The sequence below is a fragment of the Pseudomonas sp. TE6288 genome, from assembly GCF_054062095.1.
Genome location: NZ_JBSSEW010000036.1, coordinates 1 through 23,339, shown reverse-complemented (window position 1 = coordinate 23,339; position 23,339 = coordinate 1). Strand labels below are relative to the sequence as shown.

Genomic DNA, 23,339 nt, shown 5'->3' with positions numbered 1-23,339 from the left:
GGGGGGGCCCCCGTGGGCCGGGGGGGGGGGGTTTTTTTACCGCTGGGGGGCCCCCCCCCCCCCCCCCCACACATATTATGCCTGGGGGGGGGGGGGCGCCCCCCGCGATGAGTCCAGTACGTAAAGCAATCAAGGTACCAACGGTCCTTTCGTCCCCTGACGAAAACAAATTTTCGACCGACCCTTGCACATCAAATATTATGGTATACCATCAGACAACAAGAGCTGATAACCCTAACCAGGAGCCCCCATGAGTTTCGAAATCCGCAAGATCGTCACCTACTCCGAAGAGACCCGCATCGAAGGCGGCAAAGCCACCGACAAGCCGGTGACCATGGTCGGCCTGGCCGTGGTGATCAAGAACCCATGGGCCGGTCGCGGCTTCGTCGAAGACCTCAAGCCGGAAATCCGCGCCAACTGCTCCGCGCTGGGCGCGCTGATGGTCGAGCGCCTGACCGCCGCCATCGGCGGAGCCGACAAGATCGAGGCCTACGGCAAAGCTGCCGTGGTCGGCGCCGACGGCGAGATCGAGCACGCCTCGGCCGTAATCCACACCCTGCGTTTCGGCAACCACTACCGCGAAGCCGTGCAGGCCAAGAGCTACCTGAGCTTTACCAACAAACGCGGCGGCCCCGGCACCTCGATCCAGATCCCGATGATGCAGAAGGACGACGAAGGCCTGCGCTCGCACTACATCACCCTGGAAATGCAGATCGAAGATGCTCCACGTGCCGACGAGATCGTCGTGGTGCTGGGCGCCGCCGACGGTGGCCGCCTGCACCCACGCATTGGCAACCGCTACATCGACCTGGAAGAACTGGCTGCCGAAAAGGCCAACGCTCAATAACAACAACCAAGACGGGCCTGGGCGTGGCGTGCATACCCGCCGCGCCCGACCTTCAAGGAGCGCCCTCCATGATTCAGCCTGTCGCTGAACGTACACCGGCCGGGACCAGTTACCTGGACCTGGGCCAGGGCCAGCCCGTGGTACTGATCCACGGCGTGGGCCTGAACAAGGAAATGTGGGGCGGGCAGATCGTCGGCCTGGCCAACGACTACCGCGTCATCGCCTACGACATGCTCGGCCATGGCCAGAGCCGCGTGCCCAGCGCCGATACGCCGCTGGAGGGCTATGCCGAGCAGCTTGCTGAACTGCTCGACCACCTGCAGGTCGCCCAGGCCTGCGTGATCGGCTTTTCCATGGGCGGCCTGGTGGCCCGCGCCTTCGCGCTCAACTACCCGCAACGCCTGGCCGCGCTGGTGATACTCAACAGCGTGTTCAACCGCACCCCCGAGCAGAGCGCCGGGGTGATCGCACGCGCCGCGCAAGCCTTTGAACAGGGCCCCGACGCCAACGTCGACGCCGCGCTCGAGCGCTGGTTCAGCCGCGAGTACAAGGCCGCCAACCCGGCCCAGGTCGCCGCCATCCGCCAGATCCTGGCGAGCAACGACCCGCAGGGCTACCACACCACCTATTCGCTGTTCGCCACCCAGGACATGTACCGCGAAGCCGACCTGGGCAACATCCAGGTGCCGACGCTGATCGCCACGGGCGAGCTCGACAGCGGTTCCACTCCGGCCATGACCCGCCAACTCGCCGCACGGATTCCCGGCGCGCAGAGCGTGGTCCTCGCCGAGCAAAGGCATATGATGCCGGTGGAAGCACCGCGCGAAGTCAACAAGATGCTGCTGGACTTCCTCAGGCAGGCCCGCACCCTCTCCGAATCCGCCAAGGGGATAGTCGCATGACCCTCGTTCGTTTCCAGATGTGCATCGACGGCCAATGGCGCGATGCCCAGAGCGGCAAGACCTTCGACAGCCTCGACCCGGCCACCGCCAAGGCCTGGGCGCAACTGCCCGATGCCGGCGAAGCCGATGTCGAGCTTGCCGTGCAGGCCGCCCAGCGCGCCTTCGAAGGCAAGGCCTGGCGCGGCCTCACCGCCACCGCCCGAGGCAAGCTGCTGCGCCGCCTCGGCGACCTGATTGCCGAGAACAAGGAACACCTGGCCCAGCTGGAAAGCCGCGACAACGGCAAGCTGATCCGCGAAACCCGCGGCCAGGTCGGCTACCTGCCGGAGTTCTTCCACTACACCGCAGGCCTGGCCGACAAGCTCGAAGGCGGCACCCTGCCGCTGGACAAGCCGGACCTGTTTGCCTACACCGTGCACGAGCCGATCGGCGTGGTGGCCGGGATCATCCCGTGGAACAGCCCGCTGTACCTCACCGCGATCAAGCTGGCCCCGGCCCTGGCCGCCGGCAACACCATCGTGCTCAAGCCCTCGGAGCACGCCTCCGCCACCCTCCTCGAACTGGCCCGCCTGGCTCTGGAAGCCGGCTTCCCGGCTGGCGTGGTCAACGTGGTCACAGGTTACGGCCCAAGCACCGGCGCGGCGCTGACCCGCCACCCGCTGGTGCGCAAGATCGCCTTCACCGGCGGCGCTGCCACCGCCCGCCACGTGGTGCGCAGCAGCGCCGAGAACTTCGCCAAGCTGTCGCTGGAGCTGGGCGGCAAGTCACCGAACATCATCTTCGCCGACGCCGACCTGGACAGCGCCATCAACGGCGCCGTAGCCGGCATCTATGCCGCCTCCGGGCAAAGCTGCGTGGCCGGCTCGCGGCTGCTGGTGCAGGACGAGATCTTCGACGAGTTCGTCGAACGCCTGATCGCCCGCGCCAAAAGTATCCGCATCGGCAACCCGCAGGACGACAGCAGCGAGATGGGCCCGATCGCCACCGCCCAGCAACTGGCGGTGATCGAAGGCCTGGTGGCCGCGGCCAAGGCCGAGGGCGCCACCCTGCGCATGGGCGGCAAACGTGCAGAGGTCGAAGGTGACGGCTGGTTCTACGAGCCGACCCTGTTCGAATGCGACAGCAACTCGATGACCATCATGCAGGAAGAAGTGTTCGGCCCGGTCGCCGCGGTGATCCGCTTCAAGACCGAGGAGCAGGCCCTGGCGATGGCCAACGACTCGCAGTTCGGCCTGGCCGCCGGTATCTGGACCCGCGACCTGGGCCGCGCCCATCGCCTGGCCCGTGACGTGCGCTCGGGGATCATCTGGGTCAACACCTACCGCGCCGTCTCGGCAATGGCCCCCATTGGCGGCTTCAAGAACAGCGGTTATGGCCGCGAGAGCGGCATCGACTCGGTGCTGGCCTATACCGAGCTGAAGACGGTGTGGATCAACCTGTCCACCGCGCCCATGCCCGACCCCTTCGTGATGCGCTAGGAGAACGCCACCATGATCGAACCCGGCATCTACAAAGACGTGATGGGCTCGTTCCCGTCCGGCGTCACCGTGGTCACCACCCTGGACGCCGACGGCGGCATCGTCGGCATCACCGCCAGCGCGTTCAGCGCGCTGTCGATCGAGCCGGCACTGGTGCTTTTCTGCCCCAACTACGCCTCCGACACCTACCCGATACTGCGCGACAGCAAGCGGTTCGCCATCCACCTGCTGTCCGCCGACCAGACCGCCGAGGCCTATGCCTTCGCCGGCAAAGGCAAGGACAAGGCCAAGGGCATCGACTGGCAGTTGAGCGAACTGGGCAACCCGCTGCTCACCAAGGCCACGGCGATCATCGAGTGCGAACTGTGGCGCGAATACGATGGCGGCGACCACGCGATCATCGTTGGCCAGGTGAAGAACCTGGTGCTGCCCGAGCAGCCGGTAACGCCCATGGTGTACCACAAGGGCAAGCTCGGCGCGCTGCCGCCGCTGGGCTGAGATCCGCTGGGGCCGCTTTGCGGCCCCAGCCCCCATTTTCCATTCAGTCACACAGGACCTTGGCCATGAACAACGAAAAGTACGAAAAAGGCCTGCAGATCCGCACCCAGGTGCTCGGCGAGGAATACGTCAAGCGCTCGCTCGAGAACGCCGACGCCTTCACCCAGCCACTCCAGGAGCTGGTCACCGAATACTGCTGGGGCCACGTCTGGGGCCGCGAAGGCTTGTCGCTCAAAGAGCGCAGCATGATAAACTTGGCAATGATTTCCGCGCTCAACCGGCCCCACGAACTCAAGCTGCACATCCGCGGCGCCTTGCGTAATGGCCTGAGCCGCGAACAGATTCGCGAGATCCTGCTTCAAGTCGGCATTTACTGCGGCGTACCTGCGGCGGTGGACAGTTTCCGCCTGGCCCGCGAGGCGTTCGCCGAAGCCGACGCGCAGGCAACCCGTTAACAGCGGGCTGTGTGAACCACCGCAAGGAATGCCCGGGTTCGAGGCATTCCGCGATGTTGGCGCAACAGCCGCATTAAGAGCGCCCCTGATGAAACGCCAGCCCCTCGACGACAGCTTCAAGGTCAACCGCAACCCCGTCACCCTGCGTGAAATCGTGCTCGACAAACTGCGCGGCGCGATCATGAACTTCCACCTGCTGCCGGGCGACCGCCTGGTCGAACGCGACCTTTGCGAGCGCCTTGGCGTCAGCCGCACCTCGGTGCGCGAGGCCCTGCGTCACCTGGAGTCCGAAGGCCTGGTGGAGTTCGCCGACGCCAAGGGGCCACGGGTGGCCATCATCACACTGGAGGACGCCCGCGACATCTATGAGCTGCGCTGCGTGCTCGAAGGCCTTATCGTGCAACTGTTTACCCTCAACGCCAAGGCCAAGGACATCCGTGCCCTGGAGCGCGCCCTTGAGGTCAACCGCGAGGCCCTGGAGGACGGTGAGCTGCAACAGGTGCTCGACTCGGTGCAAGGCTTCTACGACGTGCTGCTCGAAGGCTCGGGCAACCAGGTCGCCGCCCAGCAGCTGCGCCAGCTGCAGGCGCGCATCAGCTACCTGCGCGCCACCTCGGTGTCCCAGGAAAACCGCCGGGGCGCCAGCAACCTCGAGATGGAAAAGATCGTCGATGCGATCAAGGGCGGCGATCCCCAGGCCGCCCACCAGGCCTCGGTCGACCATGTACGCGCCGCTGCCAAGGTCGCCCTCGACTACCTGCGCCAGAAGCAGGACGACAACGCCAAGGTCCGCGATATCGTCGCCCCCCTGCCCCTCAAGGACCCTCGCATAGGCCGCTGACCATGCCCACCGCCCCGCGCTACTGCCCGCACTGCACCACGGAACTGGCCCGGGGCGTCCCCAACGGCGACACCCACGAACGTCTTCACTGCGCCGGTTGCGGCTACATCCACTACATCAACCCGAAGATCATCGCCGGCTGCATCATCGAGCGCGACGGCAAGTACCTGCTGTGCCAGCGCGCCATCCCGCCGCGCCCCGGCACCTGGACCCTGCCGGCCGGGTTCATGGAAGCTGGCGAGACCACCGAACAGGCGGCGCTGCGCGAGGTATGGGAAGAGAGCGGCGTGCGCGCCGACATCGTCTCGCCCTACTCGATCTTCAGCGTGCCGCGGATCAGCGAGGTGTACATCATCTTCCGCGCCGTGGTCACCGAGGAAACCGGCGAATACGGGCCCGAGACCCTGGACTATCGTTTCTTCGAACCGGACCAGATCCCCTGGGACGAAATCTACTACCCGGCGATCCGGCAGATCCTCGAGCGCTACATCCTCGAGCGCCAGGCCGGCGTGTACGGCATCTACATGGGCAACGACGATACCGGCAAGGTGCACTTCATCCGCTGACGATGGCGCACACAAATTCCTCGCCAAGCGTCGCGTCTCGGTGCACCCTGATGGTCTCACGCAAAAGGACCAGCAACGTTCATGGCGAAATGGCTAGACGGCGGCGGGCTGATGGCCGCGCGCATCCGCAACCACGACTGGGCATCCACGCCCCTCGGCCCGCTGGATAGCTGGCCCGACGTACTCAAGACCAGCGTCGCCCTGTGCCTGGCCTCGCGCTTTCCCCAGGCCGTGCTCTGGGGCGATGCGTTGATCACCCTGCACAACGACGCCTTCAGCGAGATCCTGGGCGGCAAGCCGACCGCCCTGGGCCGGCCCTTCAGCGATGTCTGGCAGGAAGCCTGGAGCAATATTCGTCACCTGGCCCAGCGCGCGCTCGCCGGCGAGGCGGTGTACATCGAGGACTTCCCGCTGACGATCGAGCGCCATGGCAGCCCGGAGCGCGCCTATTTCACCTTCTGTTACAGCCCGGTGCGCGACAACGACGGCAAGGTAGTGGGCATGCTCGACACGGTCACCGAAACCACCGCGAGCGTGGTCGCCAACCGCCGTCTGAACTTCCTCGACAGCCTCGGCCGGGCTGCCGCCAATGCCACCGATCCGGAACGGATCATGGCCACCACCACTCGCCTGCTTGGCGAGCACCTGCAGTTGTCCAGCTGCGCCTATGCGGTGATGGCGCCCGACGAGGACGGCTTCACCATTTGTGGCGACTGGGTCGCACCGGGCTCGCCACGGCTGATCGGCCAGTACCGCCTGGCCGACTTCGGCGCGCTGGCCGTCAGCCGCCTGCGCGCAGGCCTGGCGCTGGTGATCGATGACAATCTCAGCCAGTTGCCGGCACCCGAGTCGGCGACCTTCCAGGCCATCGGCATCACCGCGACCATCTGCATGCCGTTGATCAAGGAGGGCCGCCTGACCGCGCTGATGGCCATCCACGACAAGCAGCCCAGGGCCTGGACCGATTACGAACAGACCTTGATCGGCGAAGTGACCGAACGCTGCTGGGCGCATATCCAGCGGGTCCAGGCCAACGCCGAGGTGCGCGAGGCACTGACCGCCCTGGAGGCCCTCAATACCACCCTCGAACAACGCGTGGAAGAGCGCACCAGCCAGTTGCTGCATACCGAGGCTGTCCTGCGCCAGACCCAGAAGCTCGAGGCCATCGGCCAGCTCACGGGGGGCGTGGCCCATGACTTCAACAACCTGCTGACCATCATCCGCTCCTCCATCCACTTCCTGCAGCGCCCGGACCTCGACGAGAACCGGCGCAGCCGCTATCTCAAGACCGTGTCCGACACCGTCGACCGCGGCGCCAAGCTGACCGGGCAACTGCTCGCCTTCGCCCGCCGCCAGGCGCTCAGCCCACAGGTATTCGACGCCGGCCCCAGGCTCGAGGCGATGGCCGAAATGCTCGATACCGCCACCGGCGCGCGCATCCAGGTGAGCCTGGAACTGCCCGACACGCCCTGCCACGTGCACGCAGACCTCGGCCAACTGGAAACCGCGGTGATCAACCTGATGATCAACGGCCGCGACGCCATGGCCGGCGTGGGCACCTTGCGCCTGCGCCTGGAAGCCAACCAGCAGCTGCCGGCGCTGCGTGGCCAGGCCCCCCAGGCCGGGCCATTCGCTGCCATCTCGGTGGTCGACAGCGGCGTGGGCATTGCCCCGCACCTGCTGGAGCGCATCTTCGACCCGTTCTTCACCACGAAGGCCGCCGGCCAGGGCACCGGGCTCGGCTTGTCGCAGGTGTTCGGCTTCGTCAAACAGTCGGGGGGCGATGTCCAGGTCAGCAGCCGCGAAGGCCTGGGCACCACCTTCACCCTGTACCTGCCCCAGGTGGCCCAGGCCGATGCCGAAGTCAGCACCGCTTTGCCGACGCTGGCGCCCAATGGCGAGCGCCGACATATCCTGGTGGTCGAGGACAACCCCGATGTCGGCAGTTTTACCGCGCAGATCCTGCGCGATCATGGCTACCGAATCAGTTGGGCGATCTCGGCAGAGGATGCGCTGAAGCAGATCGCTTCGACACAAGGCGGATTCGACGCGGTGTTTTCCGACGTGGTGATGCCTGGCATGGGCGGCCTGGCCCTGGCCAGGGAGCTGCGGCGCAGCCAACCCCATCTGCCGGTGATCCTGACCTCCGGCTACAGCGAGGCGATTGCCGAAGGTGGCCACCAGGGCTTCGCCTTCCTGGCCAAGCCCTATTCGGCCGAGCAGGTGTGCCGGATGCTGGGGGACGTGCTGGGAAGGCAGTGAGCGGCGCGTTGGGCAGGCGATTGGCAAAACGCCCTGCCCAGTCGAATCACCCCCGCGCCGCCAGCAAGCGTGTCAGGCTGCGCCCCAGCTCATCCTGGCGGAACGGCTTGCGCAACACGCCGAACCCATGCAGTTCACGCGGTGTGAGGTTGGTGTAGCCGGTGATGATCAGCACCGGCAGCTGGGTCAGTTGCTCGCGCACCTGCTGGGCGAAGCGCACGCCGGTCATCTCGGCCATCACATGGTCGGTCAGCAACACGTCGGGCACCAGGCCCTTTTCCAGCAGCACCAGGGCCTGGACAGGCCCGCTAGCCTCCGTTACTTCATACCCCAGCGCCTGTAGCTGCATCAGCGTTGCCTGGCGCACCAGGGGTTCGTCATCCACCAGCAACACCCGGGTCGGCCGTTGCGCCCGGACCGCCTCGACAGGCTCGGTCATGCGCGCCGCCACGCTGCTCTCACTGGCCGGCAGCCACAAGGTCGCCTCGGTCCCCTGGCCCGGCCGGGAATGAATACCGAAGCCACCACCGGACTGCAATGCCAGCCCCTGCACCATCGGCAGGCCCAGGCCAGTGCCCCGGCCCACCCCTTTGGTCGAGTAGAATGGCTCGACGCAATGCGCCAATACCTCTTCACTCATGCCACAACCAGTGTCGCTGACCTGCAGCCATAGCTGCTGCCCGCCCTGCAACCCAGGCGGCCTGGGCATGCCGGCTTCCTCGGCGCCAGCGCGGATGGTCAGCTGGCCGCCTTCGCTCATTGCGTCACGGGCATTGACCACCAGGTTCAGCAGGGCCAGCTCCAACTGGTGCGGGTCCACCAGAACCCCTGGCAAAGCCTTGTCGATATTGACCTGCAGCGCGATGGTCGGCCCCAAGGAGCGCGCCATCAGTTCGTGCATGTCCTCCACCAGCACTGCCAGTGACACCGTAACCGGCTTGAGAGTCTGGCGCCGGGCGAAGCTGAGCAGGCGCCCGACCAGGTTGCGCGCCCGCTCCGCCGCCTGCAGGCCGCCGTCGATCAGGCGTTCGGCCCGTTCCGGCTGGGGGTGGCGGCGCAGCAATTCCAGGGAAGCAATGATCGGCGTGAGCATATTGTTGAGGTCATGGGCGATGCCACCGGTCAGCTGGCCGATCATTTCCATCTTGCGTGCCTCGTGCAGCTGCACCAACGAGGCTTCGCGATGGGTCATCATGTTCGCCACCCGCTCCTCGAGGTTTTCATTGAGCACATGCAAGGCGCGCTCGGAACGGGCATGGGTGATCGCCGCCCACACTTGGCCGGCGGCCTCTTCGACCAGCAGGCATTCGCTGGTGGTCCATGCATGGGGCGTGTGGAAATGCACCGCGAGCATCGCCTCCAGGCGCTCGGCACGCAGCACCGGGGCATGCAGCGTGGCGCACAGACCCTTGAAGCCCGCTGGCGCCATGTTGTTCGCCGCATAGTTACGCTGCACCACCTGGCCGGCGAGCAGCGCCTCGCGCAGTGCCGGGTCCAAGGCCGCGTACTGGTTGAGGCCGGTGATCGGCGGCACCTGCGCGGCGCACTCCTGGGCGACCCGATAACGGCGACCATCGCCCAAGTCTTCACCAAAGCAGACCCGTGCCGCGCCCAATTCCTTGGCCAGGCGGCGCACCGCGTGGGCTTCGATGCGCTCGGCCTGGCCCAGGCCGGGCAAGGCCTGGCGCAGTTCCTGGAGAAATGCCTGGCGCTGCTGGAAATGCACCCGCTCCGAGGTTTCGGTGACGATGCACAGCACGCCCCCCACGGAACCGTCAACTTCACGCACCGCGGAATAGGAGACATCGAAGTACGCCGTTTCGCCCGGCCCGTGGCGCACAATGTAGAACGGCCGATCCCTGGCAGAGAATGTCACGCCGGTTTCACGCACCCCGCGCAGCAAAGGCTCGAGGTCGTCCCAGAGCTCACTCCAGTGCGCCTTGGCGGGTTGCCCCAGCGCGCCGGGATGCTTGTCACCGATGGTCGGCCAATACGCATCGTTGTACAGCGCGATGTATAGCGGGCCCCAGAACAACACGATCTGCGCCTGGGCAGGCAGGAGCATGGCCACCATCGCCTGCAATGCCGGCGACCATTGGTCCGGCGCACCCAGCGGCGAGTGCCGCCAGTCCATCGCCTGCAACAGGCAGCTGACCTCGCCACCGCCGCCCATGAATGCCGGCAATGGTTGCAGGTTGGCCTTCTTGCTCTCCTGGCGAGCTTTCATGTCTCGGTAGTCCCGGGCACGTTATCTTTCCTATGAGGGTAGGAAACCGCCCGTTGGCAAAACGTTCCATCGGATCGCCGGACGTGATCAACGGCGCCCTTCGGCCAGCATGCGCACGGCCAGGGCGGCCAGCACCGTGCCCATCAGCCAGCGCTGCACCTGCTGCCACACCGGCCGACCGGCCAGGAACACGGCGATCGACCCCGCCATGACCGCGATCAGCGCGTTGACCGTGACGCTGATGGCGATCTGTGTGCCGCCCAGTACCAGCGACTGCAGCAACACGCTGCCATGGCCCGGCTCGATGAACTGCGGCATCAGCGACAGGTACATGACCGCGATCTTGGGGTTCAGCAGGTTGGTCACAAAGCCCATCATGAACAGCCGCCTGGGGCTGTCCGCTGGCAGCTCGCGCACCTGGAACGGCGAGCGCCCGCCCGGGCGCAGCGCCTGCCAGGCCAGGTACAGCAGGTACAGCGCACCGCCGATGCGCAGGGCGTCGTAGGCGAACGGCACGGCCATGACCAGCGCGGTGATCCCGAGCGCTGCGCAGAGCATGTAGAAGACAAAGCCCATGGCCACCCCGGCCAGCGAGACCAGGCCGGCGCCACGCCCCTGGCAGATGGAGCGGGAGATCAGGTAGATCATGTTGGGGCCGGGGGTCAGCACCATGCCCAGGCTGATCAGGGCAAAGGCCAACAGGTTGGAAGGTTCGGGCATCAGGCACATCCTTGTGATAGTGAGTCGGCGAGTGTATCCGCATATGAATGCGCCTTGAAACGGTTGCCGGGTTTGGTTACTTGCGAACATCAAGGGGCAGGGTCTTTGGGCGCGAGGGTTGTTGACCGCATCAGGGCGAGCAGGTGTCCACCGCAAGCGTTGCAGCGCCTGACAGATCGAGCGCCGCCCGCGCGGCGCATCGCCGGCAAGCCGGCTCCCACATTTATTTCGGGCCAGTTATGCCTGCACCGCCGCGGCTTTACGCCTTGTTGGTTCGACGCGGTTTCAGTGCGCGCACTGCTGGCGCCCCACCTGTCTCAAGGCAGGCACCAGGGCGGACAGCGATGAACTCAAAGGATTGATTGGCCCGAAACAGATGTGGGAGCTGGCTTGCCAGCGATGCGCCGCGCGGGCGGCGCTCGATCTGTCAGGCGCTGCAAGGCTCGCGGCTAGCACCTGGTCAATAACTCCACGCCGCAACAGTAACCCTTACGCCTTGTCGGCAAGCCGCTGCAACAGCCCGTCGGTGAACGCGACGGCGTTGATCACACCCTCATGCCCATCGGCGATCACCGTCGAACTGGCCAGGCCATTGACCGAAGCCTGGGCCAGCAGCCCCGCCTCGCCCAGGCGTACCCGCTCGGCGCTGCGGCTTTCACTCGCCCACCAGCAGTCCACCTGGACCGCCAGCGGGCGCAGGCGGAATGCCTGGCTCAGTTCGGCGTTGCGGTCGAGCACGGCGAAGCCATCGACGATCTCCCGCTGCAGGTGCACATCCTCGTGGATGCTGCGCAGGCGTTCGGCGCTGACATTCCCCGCGGCGGCCACCTGTTCGATGACCCACTCGGTCCTGTCGACCTCGGCCGGCAGACGCTCGGCCTCGTCGATTAAGCCAGCGATCCGCGCCTCGCCGACGCCCGGCGCAAAGGCCAGCAGGCCACGCAGCAGGCTCTCGTCCGCCCGCGCCACCTGCACCACCTCGACAGGCTCGGCGTCGAGACCGGATACCTCCTGCGGCAGCAGGGTGTCGACCAGGCCGACGAAACCGACCTGCTGGCCGGCCTGCTCCAGGGCGTGAGCCACCTCCAGCGCCAGCGCGCCACCCATGGACCAACCCAGCAGATGGTACGGGCCGCTGGCCTGGGTACGGCGGATCTGCTCGACGTAATAGCCGACCATCGCCGCCCAGGATTCGTCCACCCAGCCCGGCTCGGCATAGCAGCGGTTGACCAGGCCATACACCGGGCGCTCATCGGCCAGGCGGCTGGCCAGCGGGTAGTAGGCGTAGGCACCGCCGCCACCTGGCGGCAGGCAGAACAGCGCCGGGCGCTGGCGCTGGCAGCCGTTGAGGTTGATCACCGGCGATTTCAGGCGATCCTTGCCGCCACCGATGAAGTTGGCCAGTTCCTCGAAGCTGGCCATCAGCATGAACTCATGCAGGCTGATGTTGATGGCGAAGGCTTCGCGCACCTTGTTCACCAGGGTGATCACCAGCAACGAGTGGCCGCCGAGTTCGAAGAAGTTGTCGTGCAGGCCGACCTGCTCGACTTTCAGCACCTCGCTCCAGATCGCCGCCAGTTGCTGCTCCAGCGCCGTGCGTGGGGCCACGTAGCCTTGTTGCAGCTGACTGGCGTCCGGCTTGGGCAGGGCCTTGCGGTCCAGCTTGCCGTTGGCGGTCAGTGGCCACTGGTCCAAGACCAGGAAGTGCGTCGGCACCATGTAGTCCGGCAGGTTGGCTTTGAGGTGCTGTTTCAGCGTGTCGCGCAAGGTTGCGTGATCTGCATTCGGGTCCTGGGCAATCAGGTAGGCGGCCAGTTGCTTGCCCCCTGCCCCGTCGATATCCAGCACCAGCACTTCACGCACCGCCGCATGTTCTTGCAGGCGTGTTTCGATCTCGCCCAGTTCGATACGGAAGCCACGAATCTTCACCTGATGGTCGATACGGCCCACGTACTCGATCACGCCCTGTTCGCGATAACGCGCCAGGTCGCCGGTGCGGTACAGGCGCCCGCCTTCACTGGAGAACGGGTCCGGCACGAAACGTTCGGCAGTCAGCGAGGCGCGGTTGTGGTAACCGCGTGCCAGGCCGGCATGGCCGACATGCAACTCGCCGGTGCAGCCCTTGGCCACCGGATTGAAGTCAGCGTCCAGCACATACATCGACAGGTCCGGAATTGCCGCGCCGATCGGGCTGCCCGCTTGTTGCGTGTCGGCGAAGCGGATCGGCCGGTACGTCACGTGCACCGTGGTCTCGGTGATGCCGTACATGTTGATCAGGTTGTCGCAGTCCTCGCCGAAGCGCTCGAACCATGGCTGCAGTGCAGCTACGTCCAGCGCTTCGCCGCCGAAGATCACGTAGCGCAGTGCCAGATCCGCAGTGCTTTCACAGGCCACGCGCATCAGCGGTTTAAACGCCGATGGGGTCTGGTTGAGCACGGTCACGCCCTGCTCCACCAGCAACTGGTGGAAGTCCTCCGGCGAACGGGTCACTTCACGCGGGACGATGACAAGACGGCCACCGTGCAGCAGCGCGCCGAAGATCTCCCACACCGAGAAATCGAAGGCGTAGGAATGGAACAGCGTCCATACATCCTGCGCACCGAAACCGAACCAGGCATCGGTGGCCTTGAACAGGCGCAGCAGGTTATGGTGCGGCAGCAAGGTGCCTTTCGGCTTGCCGGTGGAGCCCGAGGTGTAGATCACATAGGCCAGGTTGCCCGGCCGGGTCAGGTGCTCCGGATTCTCGTCACTGTAGCCAGTCAGATCATCTTCGAGAGACAGACTACGCACCTGCGCCGGTACCGGCAGGCCGGCCAGCAAATGGCCTTGAGTCAGCAGCAACTGAATGCCGCTGTCTTCCATCATGTAGCTCAGGCGGTCCTGCGGGTATTCCGGGTCCAGCGGCACATAGGCGCCACCGGCCTTGAGGATCGCCAGCAGGCCGACGATCATCTCGAAACCGCGCTCCACCGCGATGCCCACTAGCACATCCGGCCCCACGCCCTGCGCGCGCAGCTTGTGTGCCAGGCGGTTGGCGCGGCGGTTGAGCTGGTCGTAGCTCAGCGTCTGCCCAGCGAAGGTCACGGCGATCGCTTCAGGCGTACGCACCGCCTGCTGCTCAATCAACGCATGGGCGCAGGCCGAGCTCGGATAGCTGTCGATCACTTGTAGCGGCGCTGTGCTCAGCACCAGCTCACCCAAAGCCCGTTGCGACGAGTCCGCCAACCCTTCTAACAATTCGACGAAGTGTACCGCAATCTGCCCGACAGCCGATTCGGCGTAGCTGGCGCGGTCGAACTTGAAGCTGGCCGACAGTTTTTCGCCCACCTGAGCCACCAGCGTCAGCGGATAGTTGGTCTGCTCCTGGCTGGCTACCTCGCCGAACACCAATCCCTGGGGAGCGCCTTGCTGCAGCGCCTCCGACACCGGGTAGTTCTCGAACACCAGGATATTGTCGAACAGCGCCTCGCCGCTCCAGCCGGCCCAGCGCTGGATCTCGTAGAGCGGCGTGTGCTCGTGCTCGCGCAGGGCCAGGTTCAACCCTTGCACGTGCTGTACCCAGTCGCCCACGGTCTGCTCCGGGCGCGGGCTGGCGACCACCGGCAAGGTGTTGATGAACAGCCCCAACTGCTCCTCGACGCCCGGCAGTTCGGCCGGGCGGCCGGCGACGGTGGCGCCGAAGGTCACGCAGGCCTGCCCGGTGTAGCGCTGCAACAGCAACAACCACGCGGCCTGGACCAGGGTGTTGAGGGTGATCCGCTGGTCCCGGGCAAACTCGCCCAGGCGCTGGGTACGCTGTGCATCCAGGCTGATCTGATGCTCGGCCTGCCCGTGGCCCTGGGCTTCGGACCTGAAGGCCTGGGCCAGCCGCGTGGGCTCGTCCAGTTCCGCCGTGCGCTCGCGCCAGAAGCGCTCGCTGGCGGCCTGGTCCTGGCGTTGCAGCCACTGGATATAGTCGCGGTAACGGCTGTTCTTGCCTGCCGGGGTGAAACCGGCGTAACGCTGCAGCACCTCACCGAACAGGCGCGAGCTGCTCCAGCCATCGAGCAGGATATGGTGGTTGGTCAGCACCAGCTGGTACTGCTGTTCGGCGCTGCGGATCACCGCCAGGCGCAGCAGCGGACCGCTGGCCAGGTCGAAACCAGCACGCAGGTCGGCCTCGGCCCATTCCTGCAACGCCCTCGGCAGATCGGCCTGGTCACGCCAGTCGAGCTCGACCAGCGGCAGCCGCACCTGGCGCTGCACCACTTGCAGGGACTGGTCGTAGCCACTGAAGAAACTGCTGCGCAGCACTTCGTGGTTGTCCACGGTAGCCTGCAAGGCCGCGATGAAGCGCGGTACGTCCAGACCTTGCACTTCGACGCGAGTCTGGTTGATGTAGTTGCCCGTCTCCTGCTGGTACAGGCTGTGGAACAACATGCCCTGTTGCATCGGCGACAGCGGGTAGATGTCTTCGATGTTGCCCGCCGCCACCGGCAGCGCCGCCAGCTGGCGCTGGTCGAGGCTGGCCAGCGGGAAGTCCGAAGGCGTCACCCCCGCCACCCCCGGGCTGGTGCAGTGCCCGATCAGCAGGCGCAGTTCCTCGGCGTACTCGTCGGCCAGGCGCTGGATCTGCCCACGTTCGAACACGGCGCTGCTGAAGCTCCAGTCCAGCGCCAGTTCACCGGCGTAGACCTGGCCATCGATGCTGAGCAGGCTGCCCAGCGGCGCCTCCGGGCTTTGCCCCTGCCCCGCACCTTCCGGCGCCGGGGTGAACAACCCTTGCTCGCTGTCGAAGCTGCCGTCGAACTGCCCCAGGTAGTTGAACACGATGCTGCCCTGGGCCAGGGCGCCGAGGGTTTCGCGGGCCTGCGCGTCACCCAGGTAACGCAGTACACCGTAGCCGATGCCCTTGGCCGGCACGGCGCGCAGTTGCTCCTTGACCGCCATGAGCGACGCGCCCAGGTCATCGGCGGGGGTCAGCTTCACCGGGTACAGGCTGCTGAACCAGCCGACCGTGCGGGTGATGTCGAGGTCGTCGAACAGGTCTTCGCGGCCATGGCCTTCCAGGCGGATCAGCGCATGCGCCTCACCGGTCCAGCGGCGGATAACCCGTGCCAGCGCCGTCAGCAGCAAATCATTGACCTGGGTGCGGTAGGCAGCCGGCGCCTCCTGCAACAGTTGCCGGGTCAGTTCGGCGTTCAAGTGGGTGCGCACCGAGATTTCATGCTTGCGCTGCTGGCCACCCTGCAGGTTCGCCCCAGGCAGGACGTCGCTGACACCCTGCAACTGCGCCTGCCAGTAGGCCAGCTCGGCCACCAGCGCGGGGCTGCGGGCATGCTCGCGCAGATGCTCGGCCCAGGCCTTGAGCGAGCTGCTCTTGGCCGGCAGCACCGGCGCCTTGCCGGCCAGCAGTGCCTGGCAGGCCAGCTGCAGGTCTTCGAGCAGGACACGCCAGGACACGCCATCGACCACCAGATGGTGGATCACCAGCAGCAGGCGCTGTTGCCCCTCGGGCAGGTCAATCAGTACCACGCGCAGCAGCGGGCCATTTTTCAGGTCCAGGCTGCGCTGGGCCTCATCGGCCAGCTCCGGCAGGCGTGCGGCATCGTCCAGCTGATGTACCCACAGCAACTGCTGCGCGTCGACCGGCGAGAACTGGCCTTGCCACTGCCCCTGATCCTCGCTGAAACGCAGGCGCAGGGCGTCGTGCTGTTCCAGCAGCAGCTTGAGCGCAGGTTGCAGCAAGGCTGCCGTCAACGGCTGGCGCAGGGTCAGCAGCACCGCCTGGTTCCAGTGGTGGCGCTGGGGAATCACGGTGTCGAAGAAACGCGCCTGGATCGGCGACAGCAGCAGGCTGCCGCTGACCTGCTCGACCACCTCGGCCGCCGCTTTCTTCTCGATCAGCTTGGCCACCGCCGCCAACTGGCCGATGGTCTGCTTCTCGAACAGCTGCTTGGGGCTGAGCTTGATGCCCTGGCGCTTGGCGCGGGCAATGATCTGCAGGCTGAGGATCGAGTCGCCACCCAGTTCGAAGAAGTTGTCGGTGCAGCCCACTTGCTCACGCTTGAGCACCTCGCACCAGATCGCGGCGAGTTTCTCTTCGATTTCCCCCACCGGCGCGACAAAGCGCTGCTTGGCCACCACCCCCGGTCTGGGCAGGGCACGCTTGTCCAGCTTGCCGTTGGCGGTCAGCGGCAGGCGCTCGAGCAGCAGCACCTGCGCCGGCACCAGATACTCCGGCAGGCGCGCCAGCAAAGCCTGGCGCAGGGCCTCGGCCTGCAGCTCGACACCCGCCGACGGCACGGCCCAGGCCACCAGTTGCAGGCGCGTGGGGTCGCTGTCCAGCGGCAGCGCCAGCACCACGGCTTCGGCCACGCCGGGCAGGCCTTGCAGCACCTGGCCGACCTCGCCCGGCTCGACCCGGTAACCGCGGATCTTCACCTGGTCGTCGCCACGGCCCAGGTATTCCAGCACACCCTGGTCCAGGCGCGCGCGATCACCGGCACGGTACAGCCGCTCGCCGTTGTTACCGAACGGATCGGGGACAAAGCGCTCGGCGGTCAGGCCCGGCTGGCCGACATAACCCTGGGCCAGGCCCTGGCCGCCCAGGTACAGCTCGCCGGCCACGCGCTCGGGCAGCGGATTGAGGTAGGCGTCCAGCACCCGCGCCTGGCCGTTGTCCAGCGGCCGGCCCACCGGCACGCTGCGCCAGCCAGGCAGGCGCGCGCCGACTTCGTGGGTAAGGATGCCCACGGTGGTCTCGGTCGGGCCGTAGTGGTTGATGATCCGGCAGCCGGGCTTCAGGCGGCGGATCTGCTCGATCAAGGCCCAGGAACTGGCCTCGCCACCGAGGATCAGCAATTGCTCGGGCAACACCCGCTCCGGCTGCGCGGCCTGCAACAGGCCTTGCAGGTGGCTGGGCACGATCTTCAGCACATCGACGCGGTGCTCGGCCATGTAGCTGGCGAAGGCATCGGGGTCGAAGCCCTGGTCGTGGCCCAGCAGGTGCAGTAGCCGGCCCGAGGCCAGCGCGCCGAACAGCACGGTATGGCCAAGGTCGGCGGCCACGGTGGATACCATCGCCAGGCTGGCACCGGGCTGCACGTCCAGGCGTTGCAACACGCCCTGCAGATAGTTGGCCAGCGCCCCGTGGCTGACCACCACGCCCTTGGGTTGCCCGGTGGAACCCGAGGTGTAGATGATATAGGCCGCCTGCTGCGGCAAGACACGCACCGCCGGTGGCTGCTCGTCGTAGTCGCCATACAGTGAAGCGTCATAGGCCGCGGCGCGGCACACGCCCAGCCCCGCCGCCTGGTCGTCGCCCTGGGCATGCACCAACAGCTGCGCGGCGCTGGCCTGCAGCAACTGCTGCAGGCGCTCGGCCGGCTGGCGGCTGTCCAGCGGCAGGTACACCGCGCCCAGCTTGAGCACCGCCAGCAGGCTGGTCACCCACTCGATGGAGCGCTCCTGGCACAGCGCCACGGTCATGCCCGGGGCGATACCCTGTGCCTTGAGGTAATGGGCGAAACGGTTGGCCTGCTGCTCCAGCTCGGCATAGGTGACCGTACGATCCCCCGCGCGCAATGCCGGCTGCCCGGCCCCGGCTTGCAGGCCCTGACGCCACAGGGCGAGAAAATCCTGCTGCGGCCAACCTTGGGCAGCAGTTTCAACCTGCGCGGCCTGGGCATCCGGGTGGTCGAGCAACGCCGCGTCGGGGTGCTCGACAAGCGTACGCACCACGGCCTGGAACGAAGCGGCCATGCGCTCGATGGTCGCGGCTTCGAACAGGTCGGTGCTGTAGGTGAAGTAGCCTTGCAGGCCGTCGGGGGTCTCGGTGAAGTCATAGGCCAGGTCGAAGCGTGCATCGCTGCCCTCGACCGAATAACCGCTGACACTCAGCTCACCCAGCGTCTGCCGGGCCTGGGCGCCGGCCTCGGTATCGGCCATGTTCTGGTTGATCTTCACCTGGAACAGCGGGTTGTGGCCCAGGTTGCGCTCCGGCGCCAGGGCGTCGACCAGGTGCTCGAACGGCAGTTCCTGGTGCGATTGCGCGCCACTGACCACCTGCTTCACCTGTTCCAGCAGCGCCGCGCCGTTCTGGCGCTCGTCCACCTGCACCCGCAGCACCTGGGTGTTGATGAAGAAGCCGATCAGGCCTTCGACTTCCTTGCGGTTGCGCCCGGCGTTGGGCGCGCCGATGCGGATGTCGGTCTGGCCGCTGTAGCGCGACAAGGTCACGGCCAGCGCCGCCAGGGTCAGCATGAACACGGTCTGGCCCTGGCTGCGCGCCCGGGCCTTGAGCTGCGCCGACAGCGCCGCCGGCACATCGCTGCGCAGGGTCGCGCCACGGTAGCTGGGGTGCGCCGGGCGCTCGTGGTCCAGCGGCAGGTCCAGCACCGGGTGTTCATCGCCCAGCTGCTGCTTCCAGTACTGCAACTGCCGCTCGCCCTCGCCGGCCTCAAGCCACGCGCGTTGCCAGATCGCGTAGTCGGCGTATTGCACCTCCAGGGGCGGCAGATTGGCGTCACGCCCTTGCGACAGCGCTTCGTACAGGTGCACGAACTCCCGCACCATCAGCTCGCCCGACCAGCCGTCGGAGACGATATGGTGCATGCACACCGTCAGCACGTGCTCGGTCGGTGCCAGGCGCAACAGCCGGACCCGCAGCAACGGGCCTTCGAGCAGGTCGAAGGGTTCATCCAGTGCCTCACACACCGCAGTACGCAGGCACTGCTCGATATCCTCGCCCGGCCCGGCCTGCACCTCGCGCACCTCCAGGCCAACGCCCGGTTGTTCGAGGACCTGCTGGTGGAACTCGCCCTGCTCGGAGACGAACCGCGTGCGCAGGCTCTCATGACGCTGCACCAGCGCGTCCAGAGCCTGGGCCAGAGCCTGCTGGTTCAGTGAACCGCTCAGGCGCACTGCCATCGGCACGTTGTAGAAGCTGCTGTGCGGCTCCAGCTGCCAGAGGAACAGCATGCGCTGCTGGGCATAGGACAGCGGGATGCGCGGGCTGTCGTGACGGGTCACGGCGATGGGCAGCAAGCGAAAGCTCTGCCCGGTCTCGCGCATCTTGTCGAGGATCTGCCGACGCTGCTCCAGGGCAAGGCCGACAAAGCGCTTGGCGATACGTTCTGCTGTGCTCTTGTCCATCTCAGACGCCCGCCATTTCATTCATCATTCTTTCGATATCGGACAAGCCGTCCTCGCTCAACGACAAGCCGGTGCTGGCACAGGCCTGGGCAAAATCATTCAATTGCGGTTTCTCGAATAGCAGGCGCAGGGGGATGTCGATGCCCAGGCCCGAGTTGATCTTGGAAATCAGCTGGGCCGCCAGCAGCGAGTGCCCGCCCAGCTCGAAGAAGTCATCGCCCAGGCCCACCCGCTCGACCTGCAGCACCTCGGCCCAGAGCGCCGCCAACTGCTGTTCCAGTTCACTGACCGGGGCCACGTAGGCCGGCTGCGACTGGCGGGTATCGGGGGCCGGCAGTGCCTTGCGGTCGAGCTTGCCGTTGGGCAGCAACGGCATGCGTTCGAGCAGCACCAGGTACATCGGCACCATGTAGTCCGGCAGGCTGGCGCCCAGGTGCGCCTTCAGCTCGGCGCGCAGGGCGTCCTCGGCCTCGGGCATGGTGTTGGGTACCAGGTAGGCCGCCAGTTGCTTGCCGCCGGGGCCATCGATATCGACCACCAGTACCTCGCGCACCGCCGGGTGCTCGCGCAGGCGCGCCTCGATTTCGCCCAGCTCGATACGGAAGCCGCGAATCTTCACCTGATGGTCGATACGCCCGGCGTACTCCACCACGCCGTGCTCGCGATAGCGTGCCAGGTCGCCGGTGCGGTACAGGCGCCCGCCCGGCGTTGTCGCGAACGGGTCGGGGATGAAGCGTTCGGCGGTCAGCCCCGGACGATTGTGATAGCCGCGGGCGAGCAGCTCGCCACCGACCAGCAGTTCACCGATGGCGCCCGGCAGGGCCAGGTCGGCATCGGCGTCCACCAGGTGGATCGAGCGACCGCCCAGGGCCTTGCCGATCGGGATCTGCACCGGCAGGGGTTGCTCGCCGGTGACATAGGCGCTGCAGTCGTGGCTCATGACGCTGACGGTGGCCTCGGTCGGCCCGTAGGTGTTGAGCAGCCGCACATGGCCTAGCCCGGCCTGTTGCCAGGCCAGCACGCCATCGGCGGCCATGGCCTCGCCCCCCATGTGGATGCGCCGCAGCGAACCATAGTCGCGCGGCCCCTTGGCCGCGAAGTCCTTGGCCAGCAGATACCAGTAGGCGGTCGGCAGGTCGGCGAAGGTGATGCCCTGGGTCACCACTTCACGGTAGAAGGTCTCGCTGTCCCACAGCGTCGGGCCGCGCAGCACCACGCTGGCGCCGCAGATCAGCGCCGGGTAGAGCTGCTCGACGAAGGCGTCGAAGTTGAAGGTGGAGAACTGCAGCACCCGGTCGGCCGCCGACAGGCCGCAGAAACCCTGGGCGACATGGGCATGTCGGCTCAGCGCCGCAGCGCTGATGCCGACGCCCTTGGGGCGCCCGGTGGAGCCGGAGGTGTACATGATGTACGCCAGGTTGTCGGGGTCGCCCAGCGCCGGCAGCGCATGGCTCGGCCAGGCATCGAGCGGCTCGCTGTCCAGGCACAGGCTGCGCACCTGCGGTGCCACCGCCAGGGCTTGCAACTGGGCGCTGTGGCCAAGCAACAGGGCAATGCCGCTGTCCTCCATCATGTAGGCCAGGCGCTCGTGCGGGTAGTCGGGGTCCAGCGGCACATAGGCGCCGCCGGCCTTGAGCACGCCCAGCAGGCCGACCACCATGTCCAGGCTGCGCGGCAGGGCGATGCCCACGCGTACGTCCGGGCCGATGCCCGCCTCGCGCAGGCAATGGGCCAGCTGGTTGGCGCGCAGGTCCAGGGCCTGGTAGGTGAGCTGCTGCCCTTCGCAGATCAGCGCCGTGGCGTGCGGGGTACGCGCGGCCTGGTCGGCGATCAGCTGCTGCACGGTGCGCTGGTCAGGGTAGACCGCCTCGTGGCGGCTCCACTGCCCGAGGATGACCTGGCGCTGCGCCTCATCGAGCAGCGGCAGCTCGACGATCCGCTGGGCAGGCTGGGTGCTGACTGCCTGCAACAGGTTGAGCCAGTGCGCGGCCATGCGCTCGATGGTGGCGTGCTCGAACAGGTCGCTGACGTAGGTCAGGGTCGCGCCGAGGCCGTCCTCGCTTTCGAAAGTATCCAGGGCAAGGTCGAGGTGCGCCGTGGGGTTGCCCCAGCTCAGGCCTTCGATGCTCAGCCCAGGCAGTTCGCGCCCCTGGTCCGAGCGTTGGGCCTGGTGGTTGAACATCACCTGGAACAGCGGGTTGTGGCTCAGGCTGCGCTCCGGCTGCAGCGCTTCGACCAGTTGCTCGAACGGCAGATCCTGGTGCGCCTGGGCCTGCAAGGCGGCGTGCTTGACCTGTTGCAGCAACGCGCTGAAGGTCGTGTGCAGCTCGAACTGCGCCTTGAGCACCTGGGTGTTGACGAAGAAGCCGATCAAGCCTTCGGTCTCAGCCCGGGTGCGGTTGGCGATCGGCACGCCGACACGGATGTCGGCCTGCCCGGTCTGGCGGTGCAGCAAGCTCTGGAACGAAGCCAGCAGCAGCATGAACAGCGTCACCCCTTGCTGGCGCGCCTGCGCCTTCAAAGCCTGGACCAGCGGCGCCGGTACCTCGATGGCGAGGCTGCGACCGGCGTGGCTTTGCACAGTGGGCCGTGGATGATCGGTGGGCAGTTGCAGCACATAGTGCTCGCCGCCCAGCTGCGCCAGCCAGTAGTCCAGCTGGCGGGCCTGCTCGCCGGCCTCCATCCACTGGCGCTGCCAGACGGCATAGTCGGCGTACTGCACCGGCAAGGCCGGCTGTTCGGGTTGCCGGCCCTGGCTCAAGGCCAGGTAGGCGTCGACCACTTCATCGACCATGATCGGCATCGACCAGCCATCGGCGACGATGTGATGCAGGGTCAGCACCAGCACGTGATCGTCCTCGGCCAGGCGCAACAGGCGTACTCGCAGCAGCGGCCCCTGGGTCAGGTCGAACGGGCGCTGGATCTCACGAGCCACGCGCTCGCGGACCGCCTCGGTGGAGGTGTCCTGCAGCGATTCCATGACCAGGGTGAACGTCGCGGGCGCGTGGATACGCTGCTGCGCCTCGCCACCTTGCTGATCGAAGGTGGTGCGCAGGCTCTCATGGCGAGCGATCAGGCTCTCGAAGGCCTGACGCAACGCTTCGGGGTTCAGCCGCCCCTTCAGTTGCAAGGCTGCAGGGATGTGATAGGCGGCGCTATCCGGCTCCAGTTGCCAGAGGAACCACTGACGCTGCTGGGCGTACGACAGCACCAGCGGCTGGTTGCGATTCGCCACGGTAATGGCGGGGGCCTGGCTGGCCGCACCCTCGCCTGCGGCCTGGGCGAAGGCCTGCAGGTCGGCGGATTCGAACAGGCTGCGCAGCGGGACTTCCAGGTCCAGGCGCTGGCGGATGCGCGAGGTGACCTGGGTAGCCAGCAACGAGTGGCCGCCGAGCTCGAAGAAGTTGT

The 23,339-nt window shown here is 66.7% G+C and carries 12 protein-coding genes; 8 read left to right on the top strand and 4 right to left on the bottom strand.

What is annotated here, in order from left to right:
• Positions 1 to 250 precede the first annotated feature (250 nt).
• The 8 genes from ACVWY1_RS25260 (at position 251) to ACVWY1_RS25225 (ending at position 7,849) form a co-directional block, all read left to right on the top strand.
• Positions 251 to 847 (top strand): amino acid synthesis family protein, encoded by a 597-nt coding sequence (locus tag ACVWY1_RS25260; protein WP_023632164.1) that lies wholly within the window; start codon positions 251 to 253, stop codon positions 845 to 847.
• Between the two features lie 68 nt (positions 848 to 915).
• On the top strand, positions 916 to 1,749 hold the full coding sequence (locus ACVWY1_RS25255; protein ID WP_457378902.1) for an alpha/beta fold hydrolase: 834 nt from the start codon (positions 916 to 918) through the stop codon (positions 1,747 to 1,749).
• A complete protein-coding gene (locus tag ACVWY1_RS25250; protein WP_046855237.1) occupies positions 1,746 to 3,227 on the top strand; it encodes an aldehyde dehydrogenase in 1,482 nt (493 codons plus the stop codon). The genes ACVWY1_RS25255 and ACVWY1_RS25250 overlap by 4 nt, the downstream gene beginning before the upstream one ends.
• 12 nt (positions 3,228 to 3,239) lie before the next feature.
• Positions 3,240 to 3,725, top strand: a complete 486-nt coding sequence (locus ACVWY1_RS25245) for a flavin reductase family protein (RefSeq protein WP_102682370.1) — start codon at positions 3,240 to 3,242, stop codon at positions 3,723 to 3,725.
• A 65-nt stretch (positions 3,726 to 3,790) separates the two neighbouring features.
• Entirely contained in the window at positions 3,791 to 4,180 is a 390-nt protein-coding gene (locus ACVWY1_RS25240) for a carboxymuconolactone decarboxylase family protein (protein ID WP_277504681.1), read from the top strand.
• 88 nt (positions 4,181 to 4,268) lie between these two features.
• The gene (locus ACVWY1_RS25235; RefSeq protein ID WP_139671419.1) at positions 4,269 to 5,021 is read left to right on the top strand and encodes a GntR family transcriptional regulator; all 753 of its coding nucleotides are present in this window, start codon (positions 4,269 to 4,271) and stop codon (positions 5,019 to 5,021) included.
• Positions 5,022 to 5,023: 2 nt separating this feature from the next.
• On the top strand, positions 5,024 to 5,587 hold the full coding sequence (locus tag ACVWY1_RS25230; RefSeq protein WP_198754273.1) for an NUDIX hydrolase: 564 nt from the start codon (positions 5,024 to 5,026) through the stop codon (positions 5,585 to 5,587).
• A gap of 81 nt (positions 5,588 to 5,668) precedes the next feature.
• Positions 5,669 to 7,849: an ATP-binding protein gene (locus ACVWY1_RS25225; protein ID WP_457378901.1), complete on the top strand. Its 2,181-nt coding sequence runs from the start codon at positions 5,669 to 5,671 to the stop codon at positions 7,847 to 7,849.
• A gap of 46 nt (positions 7,850 to 7,895) precedes the next feature.
• Here ACVWY1_RS25225 and ACVWY1_RS25220 read toward each other — a convergent pair whose 3' ends face one another.
• From ACVWY1_RS25220 to ACVWY1_RS25205, 4 genes are all read right to left on the bottom strand, one after another.
• Complete coding sequence (locus ACVWY1_RS25220; RefSeq protein ID WP_457378900.1) at positions 7,896 to 10,076, bottom strand: ATP-binding protein; 2,181 nt, start codon at positions 10,074 to 10,076, stop codon at positions 7,896 to 7,898.
• An 87-nt stretch (positions 10,077 to 10,163) separates the two neighbouring features.
• Entirely contained in the window at positions 10,164 to 10,796 is a 633-nt protein-coding gene (locus tag ACVWY1_RS25215; protein WP_038706321.1) for a LysE family translocator, read from the bottom strand.
• Between the two features lie 489 nt (positions 10,797 to 11,285).
• Positions 11,286 to 19,931: an amino acid adenylation domain-containing protein gene (locus ACVWY1_RS25210; RefSeq protein ID WP_457378899.1), complete on the bottom strand. Its 8,646-nt coding sequence runs from the start codon at positions 19,929 to 19,931 to the stop codon at positions 11,286 to 11,288.
• Position 19,932: 1 nt separating this feature from the next.
• Positions 19,933 to 23,339: amino acid adenylation domain-containing protein (locus ACVWY1_RS25205; RefSeq protein ID WP_457378898.1), on the bottom strand; the 3,407-nt coding region annotated here is incomplete at its 5' end.

What these genes read in the sequence shown, in the direction of transcription:
- ACVWY1_RS25260 (WP_023632164.1), top strand. Translation starts at nt 251, where the DNA reads ATGAGTTTCGAAATCCGCAAGATCGTCACCTACTCCGAAGAGACCCGC.
- ACVWY1_RS25230 (WP_198754273.1), top strand. Translation starts at nt 5,024, where the DNA reads ATGCCCACCGCCCCGCGCTACTGCCCGCACTGCACCACGGAACTGGCC.
- ACVWY1_RS25225 (WP_457378901.1), top strand. Translation starts at nt 5,669, where the DNA reads ATGGCGAAATGGCTAGACGGCGGCGGGCTGATGGCCGCGCGCATCCGC.
- ACVWY1_RS25240 (WP_277504681.1), top strand. Translation starts at nt 3,791, where the DNA reads ATGAACAACGAAAAGTACGAAAAAGGCCTGCAGATCCGCACCCAGGTG.
- ACVWY1_RS25235 (WP_139671419.1), top strand. Translation starts at nt 4,269, where the DNA reads ATGAAACGCCAGCCCCTCGACGACAGCTTCAAGGTCAACCGCAACCCC.
- ACVWY1_RS25215 (WP_038706321.1), bottom strand. Translation starts at nt 10,796, where the DNA reads ATGCCCGAACCTTCCAACCTGTTGGCCTTTGCCCTGATCAGCCTGGGC.
- ACVWY1_RS25255 (WP_457378902.1), top strand. Translation starts at nt 916, where the DNA reads ATGATTCAGCCTGTCGCTGAACGTACACCGGCCGGGACCAGTTACCTG.
- ACVWY1_RS25250 (WP_046855237.1), top strand. Translation starts at nt 1,746, where the DNA reads ATGACCCTCGTTCGTTTCCAGATGTGCATCGACGGCCAATGGCGCGAT.
- ACVWY1_RS25245 (WP_102682370.1), top strand. Translation starts at nt 3,240, where the DNA reads ATGATCGAACCCGGCATCTACAAAGACGTGATGGGCTCGTTCCCGTCC.
- ACVWY1_RS25210 (WP_457378899.1), bottom strand. Translation starts at nt 19,931, where the DNA reads ATGGACAAGAGCACAGCAGAACGTATCGCCAAGCGCTTTGTCGGCCTT.
- ACVWY1_RS25220 (WP_457378900.1), bottom strand. Translation starts at nt 10,076, where the DNA reads ATGAAAGCTCGCCAGGAGAGCAAGAAGGCCAACCTGCAACCATTGCCG.